This is a genomic window from Aestuariirhabdus litorea (genome assembly GCF_003864255.1).
In the GTDB taxonomy this organism is placed as follows: domain Bacteria; phylum Pseudomonadota; class Gammaproteobacteria; order Pseudomonadales; family Aestuariirhabdaceae; genus Aestuariirhabdus; species Aestuariirhabdus litorea.
This window is the reverse complement of record NZ_QWEZ01000001.1, coordinates 656,430-671,581: the sequence shown is the minus strand read 5'-3', so window position 1 is coordinate 671,581 and position 15,152 is coordinate 656,430. Positions and strand designations below refer to the sequence as shown.

Genomic DNA, 15,152 nt, shown 5'->3' with positions numbered 1-15,152 from the left:
ACGAAGAAATTCAGCCAAAAACCCTGATGGCCGGCCGATTCAGGGGCTTTCTGCCGGTAGTAATCGACGTCGAAACCGGGGGCTTTAACGCCGCCACCGACGCCTTGCTCGAAATCGCCGCCGTCACCATGAGCATGGACGAGGAGGGGTTTCTCTACCCCGATGAAGCGATCTCCTTTAACGTAACCCCTTTTGAGGGGGCCAACATCGAGCCGGCCGCCCTCGAGTTTACCGGTATTCGCCCGGACAGCCCGCTGCGCGGTGCCGTCGATGAGAAGGAGGCGCTGGAAAAGATCTTTCGCATGGTGCGCAAAACCGTCAAGAGCACCGGTTGCAGCCGCGCTATCCTGGTGGGTCACAACGCCACCTTCGACTTGGGGTTCCTGAACGCGGCGGTTAACCGCTGCGACCTCAAACGCAACCCCTTCCACCCCTTCTCCAGCTTCGACACCGCCACCCTGGCTGGTCTGGCGTACGGCCAGACAGTGCTGGCCAAGTCCTGCCAGGCCGCCGATATCGACTTTGATAACCGCGAAGCCCACTCGGCGCTCTACGACACCCAAAAAACCGCCGAGCTGTTCTGCGCCATCGTCAACCGCTGGCAGGAGCTGGGGGGCTGGAACCCGTTCCAGTAACCCGCGTATTTGACACAACGCGGGGGCCTAAAAATAGCGCTTGCGGCATAAAAAAAGGGGGCTGTTAGCCCCCTTCTCTTCTCGACACCCTATTAAAGCGCGTCGGCATTCTCACTCAGGTACTTGGCTACGCCATCAGGAGAGGCGTTCATGCCCTTGTCACCCTTGCTCCAGCCGGCGGGGCAAACCTCACCGTGTTCCTGGTGGAACGCCAGGGCGTCAACCATACGCAGCATCTCGTCAACGTTACGACCCAGCGGCAGGTCGTTAACCACCTGGTGACGTACCAGTCCATCTTCATCGATCAGGAAAGAGCCGCGGAAAGCAACACCGGCGTCGGCTTCGACGTCATAAGCGCGGCAGATCTCGTGCTTAACGTCCGCTACCAGAGTGTACTTAACAGGGCCGATACCGCCCTCGCTAACGGGGGTGTTACGCCACGCGTTATGGCTGAATTGGGAGTCGATGGAAACACCGATCACCTCAACGCCACGGCTGGTGAACTCCTCAATACGGTGATCAAACGCGATCAGCTCAGAGGGACACACGAAAGTGAAGTCCAGCGGGTAGAAGAAGACCACCGCCTTCTTGCCCTTGATAGCAGCAGACAGGGTGAAGCTGTCAACGATCTCTCCGTTGCCCAGTACGGCTGCGGCAGTGAAGTCAGGTGCAGATTTTCCTACTAATACGCCCATGGTGAATATTCTCCAGTGTTAGTTATTAAGACCGGTCCCTGGGGAACCGATTCAGGTGATGAAATTGATTACATAAAGGGTCTTGGCACCCGCTAAACGCCCTGTGTAGAGGGCTCAACGCTTAGGGGGCCTCAAAACTGGTGTAATCATAGTACACCTCGAAAAAGCTGCATCCCACCCAATCACGATTGATTTTATGTGTTGGCTCTATAGAGATTAACTATTGGTAATTCGAGTGCAGATAGCGAACCTTTCAATTGATAATGATTCTCGTTATAGTTATGATAAGGCCTACTTAAGCATCCATCGAAACGTTTTGCGAGAACTCTTTATGTACGTATGTCTCTGCAAAGGAATCACCAGCAGCCAGATCCAGCAAACCATTGATGCCGGTGCCGACAGCCTGCGTGACCTGCGCGAAACCCTCGGGGTAAGCACCCAGTGCGGCAAATGTGCACGCACCGCCCTTGACCTGCTGCGACAGGCTGGCAGCGACCAGCAGCCCGCCACCCAGTGCGATTACTACGCGGCCCTCTGATCTCCCTCGCTTTGCACCCTCTAGGCTCTGGTCCATACTGAAAGACCGGAGCACATACAGAGGAGGAGGCCAATGAAAGGTGATAGCAAGGTGATTGAGCACCTTAACCGCTGCCTGGGAAACGAGCTGGTCGCCATTAACCAGTATTTCCTGCACGCTCGCATGTACAAGGACTGGGGCCTATCCGAGCTGGCGGATAAGGAGTACCACGAATCTATCGATGAGATGAAGCACGCCGACTGGCTGGTCGAGCGTATCCTCTTTCTTGAAGGGATACCCAACCTGCAGGACCTGGGAAAGCTCAATATCGGTGAAAACACCCCTGAAATGCTGCAAAGCGATCTGGATATGGAGGTAAAGCGGGCCATACCCGACCTGCGCGAGGGGATCGTTTACTGTGAATCAGTGCGTGACTTCGTCAGCCGCGAGCTGTTGCAAAAAATACTCGACTCCGAGGAGGAGCATGTCGATTGGCTGGAGACCCAGCTGCAACTGATCGACAAGATGGGGTTGCAAAACTACCTGCAATCCGCCGCTTCCTAGGAGGGACAGCATAAAAAAAGGCCCGTACAATACGGGCCTTTTTTGGGGGAAACGCCCCTGGAAACGCGCTTACTCGGCTTCCTTCTCGGCCGCTGAGGCCACTGCGTCCTTGATCAGGGTTTGCAGTTCACCGGACTCGTACATCTCCACCAGGATATCACTACCACCGACCAGCTCGCCGCCAACCCAAAGCTGGGGGAAGGTGGGCCAGTTGGCGTAGGTTGGCAGGTTGGCACGAATTTCAGGCTGCTCAAGGATGTTCACGTAAGCAAAGCGCTCGCCGCACGCCATGACGACCTGGGCCGCCTTGGAGGAGAAACCGCACTGGGGCATGTTGGGGGTGCCCTTCATAAACAGCAGTACTGTATTGCTCTCTATCTGCTGTTTGATCTGATCCATAATATCCATCAGGTTACCTCTTTAAATCAGCTGGGGGTGATCGGTAGGGCTTGCCAACCAGCATCCCGTTACCGCTTTGATCGCCCATTCTACAACAAATAGTGGCAACGCCATACTAGTCCCCGGAGAGCGGCTGCACCTTGACCGGCACCCCATTAACGGCCGCATTCCCCGACAGGCTATCGAGCCATCGGTCATCGGTCAGGTCATTGGCGCTGGGGGCCGAATACTGGCTCGCCACCCCTAGCCGAACACCGGGGCGTTGGTGCCCCCAGCCGTGAGGCAGGCTGACTACCCCCGCCATCAAGCTGTCGGTGATCGATACGGTGACGGTCGCCTCCCCAACGCGTGAGCTCAAACGGGCCGAGGCCCCTTCACTGAGGCCCAGACGCTCAGCGTCCTGCGGATGGATCAACAGAGCCGTTCTTGACTTGCCCTTTACCAGGCGCTGGCTGTTGTGCATCCATGAGTTATTGCAGCGCACATGGCGGCGTCCGATCAACAGCAGGTCATCCGTCGGGGGCTGCTGCAGTCCCTGGTCCACACGATCAATATCCGCCAGGCACTCCGCCACATCGCAATGGATCAGGCCATCAGGGGTTTTAATCCGCTCCAGCAAGTTGCTGCGCAAGGGTCCCCGGTCGATACCGCTGGGAGACTCCAACAGCTGCTGTACACTCAGGCCACTCACCGACAGGCCATGGTCCACCACCTGGCGAGGTGAAGGCAGGGGCTGAAAAGTGGTATCAAGGGCCTTGGCCAGTGCCTTGCCCAACCCGTTGAAGATCTCCCAGTCGAGCAGGGCCCCCTCGCGGGGAGGAAAAATCGCCTCACTGAAGCGCTGGGTATCCCTGACCGCAAAGTGATGGAACACCATATCGTAGTGGTCATGGGCCAGCGGGGAGGCCGGCGGCAATATGAGATCGGCAAAACGGGTTGTCTCGTTGAGGTAGGGGTCGATCGAGACCATGAAGTCGAGCCCGTCCAGCGCCCGCTCCAGCTGCACTCCGTTCGGGGTGGAGAGCACCGGGTTACCGGCAATGGTCAGCAGTGCCCGTACCTGCCCCTCGCCGGGCCTAAGCATCTCCTCTGCCATGGCTGAAGCCGGCAGTTCGCCAGCGAACTCGGGGAGCCCACGCACCCGGCTCTGGTGCCGGTTGTAGTGTCCCGCAGGGCCAATGGCAGTGAAATCGATCGGCGGGGCCGGGAACATCATACCGCCGGGCTGGTCGATATTCCCACCCACCAGGTTGATGAGCGCAATCAGCCACTGGCACAGTCCGCCAAATCGCTGGGTCGATACCCCCATGCGCCCATAGCAGAGGGCGCGCTCCGAACGCAGGGCGCGTGCCATCGCTTCGATCTCTGTGGCCGCGATGCCGGTGCGCTCGCTGACCCGCTGCGGCGTGAACGCCTTGATACGTTGGGCCACTGCCTCCAGCCCCCGAAGTCGCTCACCGACTTCACCCCGGCCACGGCACCCCTGCTCCAGCATCTGGTTAAGAATCGCCAACAGCAGCAGTGCATCACTCTCAGGGCGGATAAAGTGGTGCTGGTTGGCAATTTCGGCGGTCTCGGTACGACGGGGGTCCACCACTACCATCTGCCCGCCTCGCGCCTGCAGGGCTTTGACCCGCTTGCGAAAATCGGGGACGGTCATGATGGAGCCGTTGGAAGCCATGGGGTTCCCCCCCAGCATCAGCAGGTAATCGGTACGGTCGATGTCGGGGACAGGGATTAGGAACTGATGGCCGTAAAGCCACAGCGAGGAGAGATGATGGGGCAGCTGGTCAACGGAGGTGGCGCTGTAGCGGTTACGGGTTTTGATCTGTTTGGTCACCAGCTTGGCGTGGGTAATGGCGCCAATGTTGTGGGCATTGGGGTTGCCCTGATAGGTGGCGATGGCATCCGCGCCGTAACGCTCCTGTACCGCTGCCAGCCCCTTGGCGGCCTCTTCGAATGCCTGCTCCCACTCGATCTCTAACCACTGATCACCGTTGCGCTTGAGGGGTTTAACGAGCCGATCCGGGTCTTCGTGCAGATCCTGCAAAGCCACCGCCTTGGGGCAGATATGGCCTCTCCCGAGCGGATCCTGCTCATCGCCTTTGATGGAGACAACCTGCTCGCCCCGGGTAATGATTTTAAGGCCGCAGATCGCCTCACACAGGTGGCAGGCACGGTAGTGAGTTTGCTCGTTGCTCGACATGGTTAGGGCTCTCGTCGCCAATGGCGGTTTCTGATCAGGTTAATGGTTCGACCAGCCTAGCGCTGCGGCGCCCCGCTGGGCAACCGGGTTCACCGTACAAATAACAGTGCATTAACCAACCTGATAATCGACTCGATGGCCAGCCCGTACCAAGAGTATTGATCTGGCTCAGTTATGCGAATGAGTTTCATTGCCGACTACAGCTGCAGCCTTTAAGATAACGCTCATTGGCCAGAACCCGCAGCACGGAGCGGGCAAGTGACGGGAGTCCCATGAATTTACTGCTTGAGGTAAGCCAGCTGAAACTGGCTTACCAGCAACAGGTCATCGTCAATGACCTCAGCTTTCATATCAACGATGGCGATATCTGCAGCCTGCTGGGTCCCAGCGGCTGCGGCAAAACCACCACCCTGCGGGCAATCGCCGGCTTTGAAAACCCGCTGGGCGGCGAGATACGCCTTGATGGCCGCCTGCTTTCCACAGCCACCGAGCAGCTCCCCCCAGAGCAACGCCAGATCGGAATGGTGTTTCAGGACTATGCCCTCTTCCCCCACCTGACCATCTACGAAAACATCGCCTTCGGCATCAAGCAAAAACGCAACAAGGGGGCAATCGTTAAACGCCTGCTGGAGATGGTCAACCTGCCTGGCATGGACCGGCGCTACCCCCACGAGCTCTCCGGTGGCCAGCAGCAACGAGTCGCCCTGGCACGGGCCATGGCCCCAGAGCCGCGGCTGCTGCTGCTCGATGAGCCCTTCTCCAACCTGGATGTGGATCTTCGCCGACGCCTCAGCCAGGAGGTACGCGAAATCCTGAAGGAGCAGAAGATCAGCGCTATTTTAGTGACCCACGACCAGGAGGAGGCGTTCGCCTTTTCCGACAAGGTCGGGGTGATTAAGGAGGGGAACCTGCTGCAGTGGGACACCCCCTACGAGCTGTACCACGAGCCCAACTCCCCGTTTGTGGCGAACTTTATTGGCCAGGGCCACTTTATCCGTGGCCAGATGAACGATGCCGAGAGCATCACCACCGAGCTGGGTCTGCTCGCCGGAAACCGGGTCTTCAACTGGCCCGAGGGGACTCCGGTGGAGGTGCTCTTGCGGCCCGATGATATCGTGCTCGATGAAACCAGCGACTGCATTGCCACCGTCGTGCGCAAGACCTTTATGGGCGCGGTCAGCCAATACCAGCTGCAACTGCCCACCGGCAGCGTCATCGAGTCCTTGATCCCCAGCCACCATGACCTGAAACTGGGCGACAGGACCGGCATCCGGGTGGAGGCCGATCACCTGGTGGTGTTTGCCACCCCCACCGATGGCAACCCCGAGTTTTTCCGTACCTACCGAGAGAGCTGACACCGGAGAGAAATAAGGGGTGCCCCAATCAGGGAGGGGGCGCCGCTACGGATCCAGCAGCTCCGCCTGGTTCATCAGGATGATCTCAATCTCCTCAATGATCGCCTCCTGGCGCAGATGGTTGGAGCGTCGGTTGAGCGACTCTACATGCTGCTCAAGTTTCTGGATGGCGCCCTGCAAATGGACCACCCGCTGCTGGTTCTCCGCCATCAGCGAACAGTAGAGCACACGCTGCAGTTCAGCCATCAGGAACTGCTCCCCGATCCCCAGCATCAGCTCCGGCAAGCCCAACCCCAGCAGGGGGGGCGAGCCCGCAGGAGGGTCCGGTTCCAGATCAGCGAAGGGAGGGAGTACCTCCCCCAACCGCACCTCGCCCGCTTCGGGATGGTGAAACAGTACCGTCAATTCAAAGGGGCCCCGTAGTTGCTCCAGGCGACCAAGCCTGTGCACCAGCGCAATCAGTACCGGCTCGACCTCTTCGCTGGCACTGGCCCCCGCCAACTGGTCCAGTACCTCATGCCCACCCAGGTCCCTTTGGTTCAGTCGGTGACCCAGGGTGACCAGCCCGCAGGCTGCGTCCGATGGCAGCATGGCCTGGCCCTTGAGAATCAGCTGCTGGTTAAAATCTCCACAAAACCCGCGCTCGGAACCCAGAATCAGGCACAGCCGATGGGGCGGTCGACCCTCCAGCCCTGCTGCTGGAAAATGGCTGAGACAGAGGCCGGCGCAGTAACGGATGCGCTCCACCAGAATCTGCTGCGCTTCGAGGTGCCGCTCCAGTTTCCTGAGTTCCATAAAGGCCAGGTTTTTCATCGCCGTCATGATCCCCCCGATCTCGTTAAGACGGTGGATCTGGCCCTTAAGCTCCCGAACTGTGCTCACCGGTCTTTACCTCCTCTAGCCAGCCCTCCACCGCCTGCAACCAGCTCTTCTGGGGGTGATCCAGGGTGAGGCGACTGAGCGGTTGCGCACTTCGAAGACGTTCCATAACCGCCTTCACCCGATCCGGTTCACAATCGTCCAGCCAGCCCTGGTTATAGGCCAGCAGCCAGGCCAGCTGTACCCCTATGGGTTCCGGTTGAAAGAGGGGCTGCTTGAGCAGCTCCCGGAGCACCCGCCCACGTTTGAGCTGCCGCTCCATGGAAGCCTCCAGACGAGCACCTATGTGGGTAAACCCTTCCAACTCAAGGAACTGCAGATAATCCAGTTTGATTCGCCCCGCCTGCTGCTTAATCGACTCATGCTGGGCCTTGCCACCGATGCGTGACACCGAGCGGCTGATATCGATTGCCGGTTTGATACCCGCTGCAAAAAGCTCCTGGGTCAGGTAGATCTGGCCATCGGTGATCGAGATCAGGTTGGTGGGTATATAGGCAGCGATCTCCCCCTGCAGGGTGCCGACAATCGGCAGCGCGGTCATGCTCCCTCCCCCCTGCTCACTGGCCAGGCGGGTGGAGCGCTCCAGCAGCCGGGCATGGATCGAGAAGATATCCCCCGGATAGGCCTCCCGCCCGGGAGGGCGGCGAAGCAGCAGCGAAAGCTCACGATAGAGACGGGCGTGGGTTCCCAGGTCGTCGTACACCACCAGGGTATCGATGCCCCGCCTCATCCAGTGTTCGGCAATCGCACAGCCTGCCAGGGGAGCCAGATATTGCAGCCCGGGCAGGGCCCTCGCCTGGGCTACCACCACCGTGGTGTAATCGAGGGCGCCATAACGGCGCAGGATATCCAGAGTGTTGGTCACCGTGGAGCGCTTCTGGCCAATCAGCACATAGACACAGCGTACTCCCTGCTCCCGTTGGTGAATCACCGTGTCGAGCGCCAGCGAGCTGCGACCCAGTCCCTCATCACCGATAATGAGCTGTCGTTGACCGCGGCCGATGGGGATCAGGGTATCGACAATGCGATTGCCGGTGTAAAGCGGCTGGTTGACGAAATCACGCTCGGTAATGGGAGGGCTGAGGCCATCCAGCGGTTGCTGGTATCGGCACAGGGGGGGCGATTCTCCATCCAGGGGGTCCCCCAGCGGATCAACCACCCGCCCCAGCAACTCATCCCCAACCCCAATACGGCAGTGCCTATGGACCCGTACAACGGCGCTACCCGCTCCCAGGGCTCCCCGCTGCTGCAGCAATACCACGCCGATACGCTCACTGGAGAGGTCAAACACCATTCCGCGGCTGCCCTCATCAAACTCCAGGATATCGGACAGCGCGGCCGATGGCAGCCCACTGACCCAGGCGATACCATCACCGATGGAGATCACCTTGCCCCGCTCAATCAATCGCAGCCGGGGGTGGTAGTCATCCACCCATTGCGACTGCTCGAGTAAGCGATTAGAGCTCATTTTGTAGCTCCTCATGGGGAGCCATCTGCACGAAAGCGGAGAGTTCATCCGCCAGGTTGGCACCCAGCATCCAACCGCCAACGGTCAGGCGGCCGCCCGCCTTCAGGTCAGGGTTGACGACCGTCTGCCAGCTAACGGGGCGCCCCATAACCCCCTCCGCGGCACTGCGCAGGCGACCACCCGCTGCGGCTGGCAAAGGGAAGGCTGTTTCCAGCAGCAACGGCGCAACCGGCTCCCGTTGCACCATCGACTTGAGGGGCTCAGGGGCTCGCTCCAACTCCTCCGCCAGCAGCTGCAATAGTCGGGCTTCCAGTTCGGGCAGAGGGCAGAGCGCCAGCAAACGCGAGGCAAAACGCCGGCCGTTATCCATCGCCTGCTGCTGCTCCCGCTCCCGCTCCATCTCTCGCTGGCGCTCATCCAGCGCCCGCTGTTTCTGGCTCAGCACCCCCATCTCCTTGTGCAGTGCATTAAGGGCATCACGCCGGCGCTCCTCCAGCTCAAGCTGCAAGGCTTCCAGTTGATGCTGCTGTTCCTCTCGCCACTGCTGGCACTGCTGCTCATACTGCTTGAGTAGTGACTCGGCCTGCTGCTCTTTTTGGGTCGCGGCTTCGAGTGTCTTCTCAATGGACTGGCGACGCTGTTGCAGGGCTTGCTGAACCGGGCGATAGAGAAAACGCTTGAGCAACCAGATCAGGATCAGGAAGTTAAGCAGTTCGAACCCGAAGGTGGTCCATGAAAAGCTCATCGCGAACCTCCCTCACCCCAGCAAAAACTCAATCAGCGGATTCCTGAACAGTACAATCAAGCCGATCACCAGCACGTAGATCGCCAGCGACTCGATCATCGCCAGGCCGATAAAGAGCGTGCGCATAATCGATTTTTCCGCTTCAGGTTGCCGTGCCATGGCATCCATCGCACTTGAAATCGCGCGCCCCATGGCGATTGCCGGTCCCACGATGCCAAAGGCAATGGCCAGCACCACGGTCGCCGTCGATATCAGCACAAACCAACTCATATCATTCATCACGATTCTCCTTGGATTGACGTTGGGACTCGCTCTGGGACTGCATACTGCCGGCCACGTACATCAACGCCAGCATGCCGAAAATGTAGGCCTGCACCAGCGCCTCGATAATATGCAGCATCAACAACGGAATGGGCGCCAGGAAGCCGGCAACCAACAACACCAGCATCGCCGCCATCTCCAGGCTCATCATGTTGCCAAACAGGCGCACCGCCAGGGCCAGGGTACGGGTAATCTCCCCGATCACATGGAAAGGCAAGAGGATCGGGCTGGGGGAAAGGTAGTGACGCAGGTAGCGCTTAACCCCCAGGTGGCGAATCCCAAACCAGTGCACCGAAAAAAACACCAGTATCGCCAGCGCCGTGGTCGTGGAAAGGTCTCGGGTAGGCGAATGCAGGCCGGGGATAAGTCCCAGCAGATTGGCGCATACCAGAAAGATCCACAGCGTACCGATCAGTGGCAATACCCGCTGGACATGATCCGGTATCACCTGGCCAACCGCCTCCTCAATGGCACCCACCAGCGCTTCGGTCATCGCCTGCAGGGTAGAGGGCTGTCGCTTCAAGCGCCGGGTCAACAGCCAGCAGAGCCCGGCAAGCACCGCCATCAGCCCCCAGGTAGTGATCACCGTATCGCTGATCGCTAAAGGACCTATCTGCCACACCACCTGAGCCTGAAGGTTCATCTAATGCCTCCGGATAAACAGGCACACATTGATACCGCCCAGAAGGGTACCCAACACCACCAGGTTGAGTGTCCAGCTGGCGGAGTAGCCTGAAGACTGGTGATCGATCCAGGCGCCGATAAAGGCACCGGCCACCATCGGCACCACAAACAGCAGTCCCAGGGTGCCGATAAACACCGTCTGCGCCAGCAGGCTTGAACGCTCTGACTCCGCCTTGTGGATACGCTGCGCCTGCTGCTCCACCCGGTGCTTCAACTTGTCATGGGGGTTTTGCGTGTTCATGGTAATCCCCGGGCATTTTTCAGCAGTTCGTGAACCACCCGCTCCTCCATATGGCGCAGGCTCTGGCGCGCCTTCTCCAACGCCTGCTCCTCCACCAACAGGGTCTGGGTCAGGCGTTCGCTGATGCTGCTATAGTCGGGGTCCAACAGGAAGCGCCGACTGACCAGCTGCAGGCAGTTGTCCTCAAACAGCAGCAGCGCACCGGGCATGGCAATATAGACCCACGTCTGGTCGCGACACCGGTAGCGGGCCAGGCCAAATTCGAGCAGCGTAATAAAGCGCTGGTGGTGAGCCCACAGGGAGAAGCTGCCGCTGCTATCACTGCCGACAAAAGACTCCACCGAGTCGACCACACGGGTCTGTTGCGCATCCATCAGCTGCAGCTCAAAGCAGTTCATGACGCCTCCTCCAACGCACCGCGCATGTAACACCTCGACTCATCCCACTCATCGTAGCGACCACACAGCAGCGCATCGCAGTCGCGGATGGTGTCCACCAATGCCACGCTTTGCCCGGCGATTCCGGTGTGCGGTGCGGTCACCCACAGGGGCTGGGTCAGGTATTTCTGGATACGTCTGGCTCGCAGAACAATACGGCGATCCGAAGGCGACAGCTCCTCTATCCCGAGCATACTGATGATATCCTCCAGCTCCTTATAGCGGGCCAGATGCTCGCGCACCCCCTCGGCTACCCGGTAGTGGCGATCCCCCAGCAGGTGGCGATCCAGCATGCGGGAACTGGAGAGAAGCGGGTCGACCGCCGGATAGATTCCCCGACTGGCCTGCTGCCGGGAGAGGATTACGCTGCTGTCGAGGTGACTGAGTATGGTGCTGACCGCCGGATCACTCATGTCATCGGCGGGCACATAAACCGCCTGCACCGAGGTAATAGCCCCTTTAGGTGTTGAGAAGATACGCTCTTCCAGCTCGGCCACTTCGCTACTCAGGGTGGGCTGATAGCCCACCGTTGCCGGCATCCGGCCCAGCAGGCTGGAGATCTCGCTGCCGGCCTGTACAAAGCGGAAAACATTGTCGACCACAAACAGCACCTCGGTCGCCAGCTCATCGCGCAGGTATTCGGCATAGGTGATGCCTGTGAGGGCGACCCGGAAGCGGACACCGGGCGACTCATCCATCTGCCCGAACAGCATCAGGGCCCGGTTGCGCATCCCCGAGTCCTCCAGCTCATGCCAGAGCTCGTGGGCCTCGCGAATGCGCTCACCCACCCCGGCAAATACCGAGACCCCACGATGGATCTGGGCAATCGCCCGCATAAACTCCATCACCAGTACCGTCTTGCCTACCCCGGCACCGCCAAACAGCCCGGTCTTGCCGCCCCGGACAAAGGGGCACAAGAGGTCGATTACCTTGATACCGGACTCCAGCATCTGCCCTCCCTGACCTCCACTGGCGAGGAGTGAGGGCTCCCCATGGAGCGCGCGCCACTGCTCGGCAACCATCGGTGGCTGGCCATCCAGGGGGTCGCCAAACAGGTTCAGGACCCGGCCCAGGCACGCCTTGCCAACCGGGACCTTCAGCGGCCCCCCCTGGTCGTAGACCCTTAGCCCACGGGAAAGGCCAGCGGTGTCCTGCAGGGCAATGGCCCGAACCCGGTCGCAGTCGAGATGCTGATGCACCTCGAGCACACAACGACTACCCGCCAGCCGGCAGTAGAGTGCACGCCCCAGGGGGGGCAAGGGGGAACAGCGGATCACCACTACGGGACCCTGGACTTCAGTGATCACTCCGATCGGGGGGATCGCGGGTACTCTCTCTGCGTGCTCGGCCATTTCGCCACCTCCCTGGCGCGCCACAACACTCCGAATCACACCTGCACTAAGTGTAGAGTACCCTTACTAAATATGCGTGTTAATCCCGCCCGCTGGAGTGGGCGGTTAGCGGTTGGTACGCACCCGCTCCACCGCGTTGAGCCACCCCTCATAGAGCACCTTCCGCTGGGGCTCCTCCATCTCAACCTCAAACCGCCGGTCCCCGTACCAGAGGCTGCCTATCTCCTCCAGCGTCTGGTAGATGCCCAGCTGTAAACCCGCCAGGTAGGCGACACCCAGGGCGGTGGTTTCGGTGACCTCCGGACGTTCCACCGGAACGTCCAGCATATCGGCCAGAAACTGCACCAGCCAGTTGTTGACCACCATGCCGCCATCCACCCGCAGGGTCCCGGGTTTCTGCGCGCCATCGGCCTGCATCGCCAGCAACAGGTCCCGGGTCTGGTAGCAGACCGATTGCAATCCGGCGGCAACGATTTCGGCGATGCCGGTATCACGGGTCAGCCCCATAATCGCGCCTCGGGCGTTGGGGTCCCAGTAGGGTGCCCCCAGCCCGGTAAACGCGGGTACCAGGTAGACCCCCGACTCCCGTGCCTCGCGGGCCAGGGCCTCAGTGACGCTGGAGTGGGGGATCAGGCGAATGCCGTCCCGCAACCACTGCACCGCCGCTCCGGCGATAAAGATACTGCCCTCTACGGCGTAGCTGACCTCCCCCTTGAGGCGGTAGGCGACGGTAGTGAGCAGGCGGTTACTGGACTGCACGGCTACCTCACCGGTGTTGAGCATCATGAAGCAGCCGGTGCCATAAGTGCTCTTGGCCATACCGGGTTGCAGGCAGGCCTGCCCCACCAGCGCCGCCTGCTGGTCGCCGGCGATGGCAACCAGGGGGATCTCCGCCCCCAGGAGGCTGGCGTCGGTAACCCCAAAATCAGCGCAGCAATCCTCCACCTGCGGCAACATCGCCGCCGGGACCCGGAACAGTTCCAGCAACGCCTCATCCCAACACTGGCGATGAATATCGAACAGCAGGGTACGCGAGGCGTTGGTGGCATCGGTCTTATGGCTTTTGCCCGCGGTCAGCCGCCACAGGAGGAAGCTGTCCACCGTGCCGAACAGCAGTTCGCCGGCTTCGGCCCGGGCCCGCGCGCCCTCGACCTTGTCCAGTATCCAGGCAATCTTGGTAGCCGAAAAATAGGGGTCCAGCAACAGCCCGGTCCTGGCAGCGACCATCCCCTCCCGCCCCTGCTGTTTAAGGGCTTCGCAATGGGCCGCAGTTCGCCGATCCTGCCAGACGATGGCGTTGTAGATCGGCTCACCACTGACCCGATCCCACACCAGCGTGGTTTCACGCTGGTTGGTGATACCGATGCCGGCGATATCTCCTGCTTTCAGGTGCCCCTTTTTCAGCACCTGGCGGCATACCTCCAGGGTGGTCTCCCAGATCTCCTCGGGGTCGTGCTCGACCCAGCCATCCTCGGGATAGTGTTGGCCAAACTCCCGCTGGCTCTGCCACAGGGGGACCCCCTGGGTATTGTAGATAATGGCCCGGGTACTGGTTGTCCCCTGGTCGATCGCCATCAGATACTGGGTCATGCTCGCGTCCTGTTCGCTGTTCCTGTGCATGAGCATACCATCCCCGGCGGCCTTCGCCGCCCCCCGGGTGGACGCCGCCATAGAGCCCCAGTAAAATTGAGAAAAAATCACGAATAGCACAATTTTATTGAGGTTTATTAATAGTGATAGAGCTACGCCACCTGCGCACCCTGATCGCCCTGCGTGACTGCACCAGCATGGCCGAAGCGGCGGAGCGTGTGAACCTGACCCAGTCGGCGCTCTCCCACCAGCTGAAGGACCTCGAAAACCGTACCGGTACGCTGCTGGTGATCCGCAAAACCCGCCCCCTGCGTTTTACCACCGCCGGCCAGCGCCTGCTCAACCTGGCCAGCGACATCCTGCCGATGGTACGCAGCGCCGAGCTGGACCTGGAGCGGCTGGCGGGGGGCGAGGCGGGACGCCTGCACCTGGCGATCGAATGCCACAGCTGTTACCAGTGGCTGATGCCCACCATCGACGAGTTTCGCAACCACTGGCCCGATGTGGAACTGGATCTGGCCAGCGGCTTCAATTTTGCCCCCCTCCCGGCCTTGCAGCGTGGCGACCTGGACCTGGTGGTCACCTCCGACCCCGAGGAGCTGGTGGGCGTCAGCTATATTCCCCTGTTTCGCTACGAGAGTTTGTTGGCGGTTGCTAACCAGCACCCCCTTGCCGCCCGCAACCACATCGAGCCGGAGGACCTGAGCAAGGAGATACTGATCAGCTATCCGGTGGAGCGCCACCGACTGGATATCTTTACCCGTTTCCTTGATCCTGCCGGGGTCGAGCCCCTGGCGGTGCGCACCTCGGAGCTGACGGTGATGATGATGCAATTGGTGGCCAGTGGCCGGGGGGTATCGGCACTGCCCAACTGGGCGCTCGCCGAGTATCTGGAGAAGGGTTACGTCAGTGCCCGCCCGCTGGGGAGGGACGGGGTGACCGGCACCCTCTTCGCCGCCGTGAGGGAGGACCAGCTGGACACCCCCTACATGCAGGATTTCCTGCTCACCGCCAAGGACATTTCGGCCGATACCCTGAGCGGGATCGAGCGCGCCCGCTAGCCC

Annotated in this window: 17 protein-coding genes; 5 read left to right on the top strand and 12 right to left on the bottom strand. The window is 60.5% G+C overall.

The features are described 5' to 3' along the window. The first annotated feature begins 26 nt into the window (after positions 1-26). Positions 27-635 (top strand): ribonuclease T, encoded by a 609-nt coding sequence (rnt, locus tag D0544_RS03200; protein WP_125015854.1) that lies wholly within the window; start codon positions 27-29, stop codon positions 633-635. A gap of 92 nt (positions 636-727) precedes the next feature. Here the strand turns inward: rnt and D0544_RS03195 are convergent, their stop codons facing one another. Further along, entirely contained in the window at positions 728-1,330 is a 603-nt protein-coding gene (locus D0544_RS03195) for a peroxiredoxin (RefSeq protein WP_125014567.1), read from the bottom strand. A 331-nt stretch (positions 1,331-1,661) separates the two neighbouring features. Between D0544_RS03195 and D0544_RS03190 the strand changes: the two genes are divergently transcribed. Further along, entirely contained in the window at positions 1,662-1,868 is a 207-nt protein-coding gene (locus D0544_RS03190; protein WP_125014566.1) for a (2Fe-2S)-binding protein, read from the top strand. A 72-nt stretch (positions 1,869-1,940) separates the two neighbouring features. Continuing rightward, positions 1,941-2,411: a bacterioferritin gene (gene bfr, locus D0544_RS03185; RefSeq protein WP_125014565.1), complete on the top strand. Its 471-nt coding sequence runs from the start codon at positions 1,941-1,943 to the stop codon at positions 2,409-2,411. A gap of 69 nt (positions 2,412-2,480) precedes the next feature. Here the strand turns inward: bfr and grxD are convergent, their stop codons facing one another. Both grxD and D0544_RS03175 read right to left on the bottom strand, forming a co-directional pair. Further along, positions 2,481-2,819, bottom strand: coding sequence for a Grx4 family monothiol glutaredoxin (grxD, locus tag D0544_RS03180; protein WP_125014564.1), 339 nt, complete (start codon positions 2,817-2,819; stop codon positions 2,481-2,483). 106 nt (positions 2,820-2,925) lie between these two features. Then, positions 2,926-5,016: a molybdopterin oxidoreductase family protein gene (locus D0544_RS03175; RefSeq protein ID WP_125014563.1), complete on the bottom strand. Its 2,091-nt coding sequence runs from the start codon at positions 5,014-5,016 to the stop codon at positions 2,926-2,928. Between the two features lie 272 nt (positions 5,017-5,288). On the opposite strand from D0544_RS03175, the gene D0544_RS03170 reads away from it, so the two are divergent. Further along, positions 5,289-6,371, top strand: coding sequence for an ABC transporter ATP-binding protein (locus D0544_RS03170; protein WP_125014562.1), 1,083 nt, complete (start codon positions 5,289-5,291; stop codon positions 6,369-6,371). Between the two features lie 45 nt (positions 6,372-6,416). On the opposite strand, the gene D0544_RS03165 is transcribed toward D0544_RS03170, so the two are convergent. From D0544_RS03165 to glpK, 9 genes are all read right to left on the bottom strand, one after another. Next, positions 6,417-7,253: a F0F1 ATP synthase subunit gamma gene (locus D0544_RS03165; RefSeq protein WP_125014561.1), complete on the bottom strand. Its 837-nt coding sequence runs from the start codon at positions 7,251-7,253 to the stop codon at positions 6,417-6,419. Further along, positions 7,231-8,718, bottom strand: coding sequence for a F0F1 ATP synthase subunit alpha (locus tag D0544_RS03160; RefSeq protein ID WP_243647231.1), 1,488 nt, complete (start codon positions 8,716-8,718; stop codon positions 7,231-7,233). The genes D0544_RS03165 and D0544_RS03160 overlap by 23 nt, the downstream gene beginning before the upstream one ends. Continuing rightward, positions 8,708-9,463: a F0F1 ATP synthase subunit B family protein gene (locus tag D0544_RS03155; RefSeq protein ID WP_125014559.1), complete on the bottom strand. Its 756-nt coding sequence runs from the start codon at positions 9,461-9,463 to the stop codon at positions 8,708-8,710. Before D0544_RS03155 ends, D0544_RS03160 begins: the two co-directional genes overlap by 11 nt. 12 nt (positions 9,464-9,475) lie before the next feature. After that, positions 9,476-9,742 (bottom strand): ATP synthase F0 subunit C, encoded by a 267-nt coding sequence (gene atpE / locus D0544_RS03150; RefSeq protein ID WP_125014558.1) that lies wholly within the window; start codon positions 9,740-9,742, stop codon positions 9,476-9,478. Next, the gene (locus tag D0544_RS03145) at positions 9,735-10,427 is read right to left on the bottom strand and encodes a F0F1 ATP synthase subunit A (protein ID WP_125014557.1); all 693 of its coding nucleotides are present in this window, start codon (positions 10,425-10,427) and stop codon (positions 9,735-9,737) included. The genes atpE and D0544_RS03145 overlap by 8 nt, the downstream gene beginning before the upstream one ends. Beyond that, positions 10,428-10,709 (bottom strand): AtpZ/AtpI family protein, encoded by a 282-nt coding sequence (locus D0544_RS03140; RefSeq protein ID WP_125014556.1) that lies wholly within the window; start codon positions 10,707-10,709, stop codon positions 10,428-10,430. Then, the gene (locus D0544_RS03135; RefSeq protein WP_125014555.1) at positions 10,706-11,107 is read right to left on the bottom strand and encodes a F0F1 ATP synthase subunit delta/epsilon; all 402 of its coding nucleotides are present in this window, start codon (positions 11,105-11,107) and stop codon (positions 10,706-10,708) included. Before D0544_RS03135 ends, D0544_RS03140 begins: the two co-directional genes overlap by 4 nt. After that, positions 11,104-12,498 carry a F0F1 ATP synthase subunit beta gene (atpD, locus tag D0544_RS03130; protein ID WP_125014554.1) on the bottom strand — a complete coding sequence of 465 codons (1,395 nt, stop codon included), beginning with the start codon at positions 12,496-12,498 and terminating at the stop codon, positions 11,104-11,106. Before atpD ends, D0544_RS03135 begins: the two co-directional genes overlap by 4 nt. Before the next feature lie 105 nt (positions 12,499-12,603). After that, positions 12,604-14,088, bottom strand: coding sequence for a glycerol kinase GlpK (gene glpK, locus D0544_RS03125; RefSeq protein WP_125014553.1), 1,485 nt, complete (start codon positions 14,086-14,088; stop codon positions 12,604-12,606). A gap of 143 nt (positions 14,089-14,231) precedes the next feature. On the opposite strand from glpK, the gene D0544_RS03120 reads away from it, so the two are divergent. Continuing rightward, entirely contained in the window at positions 14,232-15,149 is a 918-nt protein-coding gene (locus D0544_RS03120; protein WP_125014552.1) for a LysR family transcriptional regulator, read from the top strand. Positions 15,150-15,152: the final 3 nt, after the last annotated feature.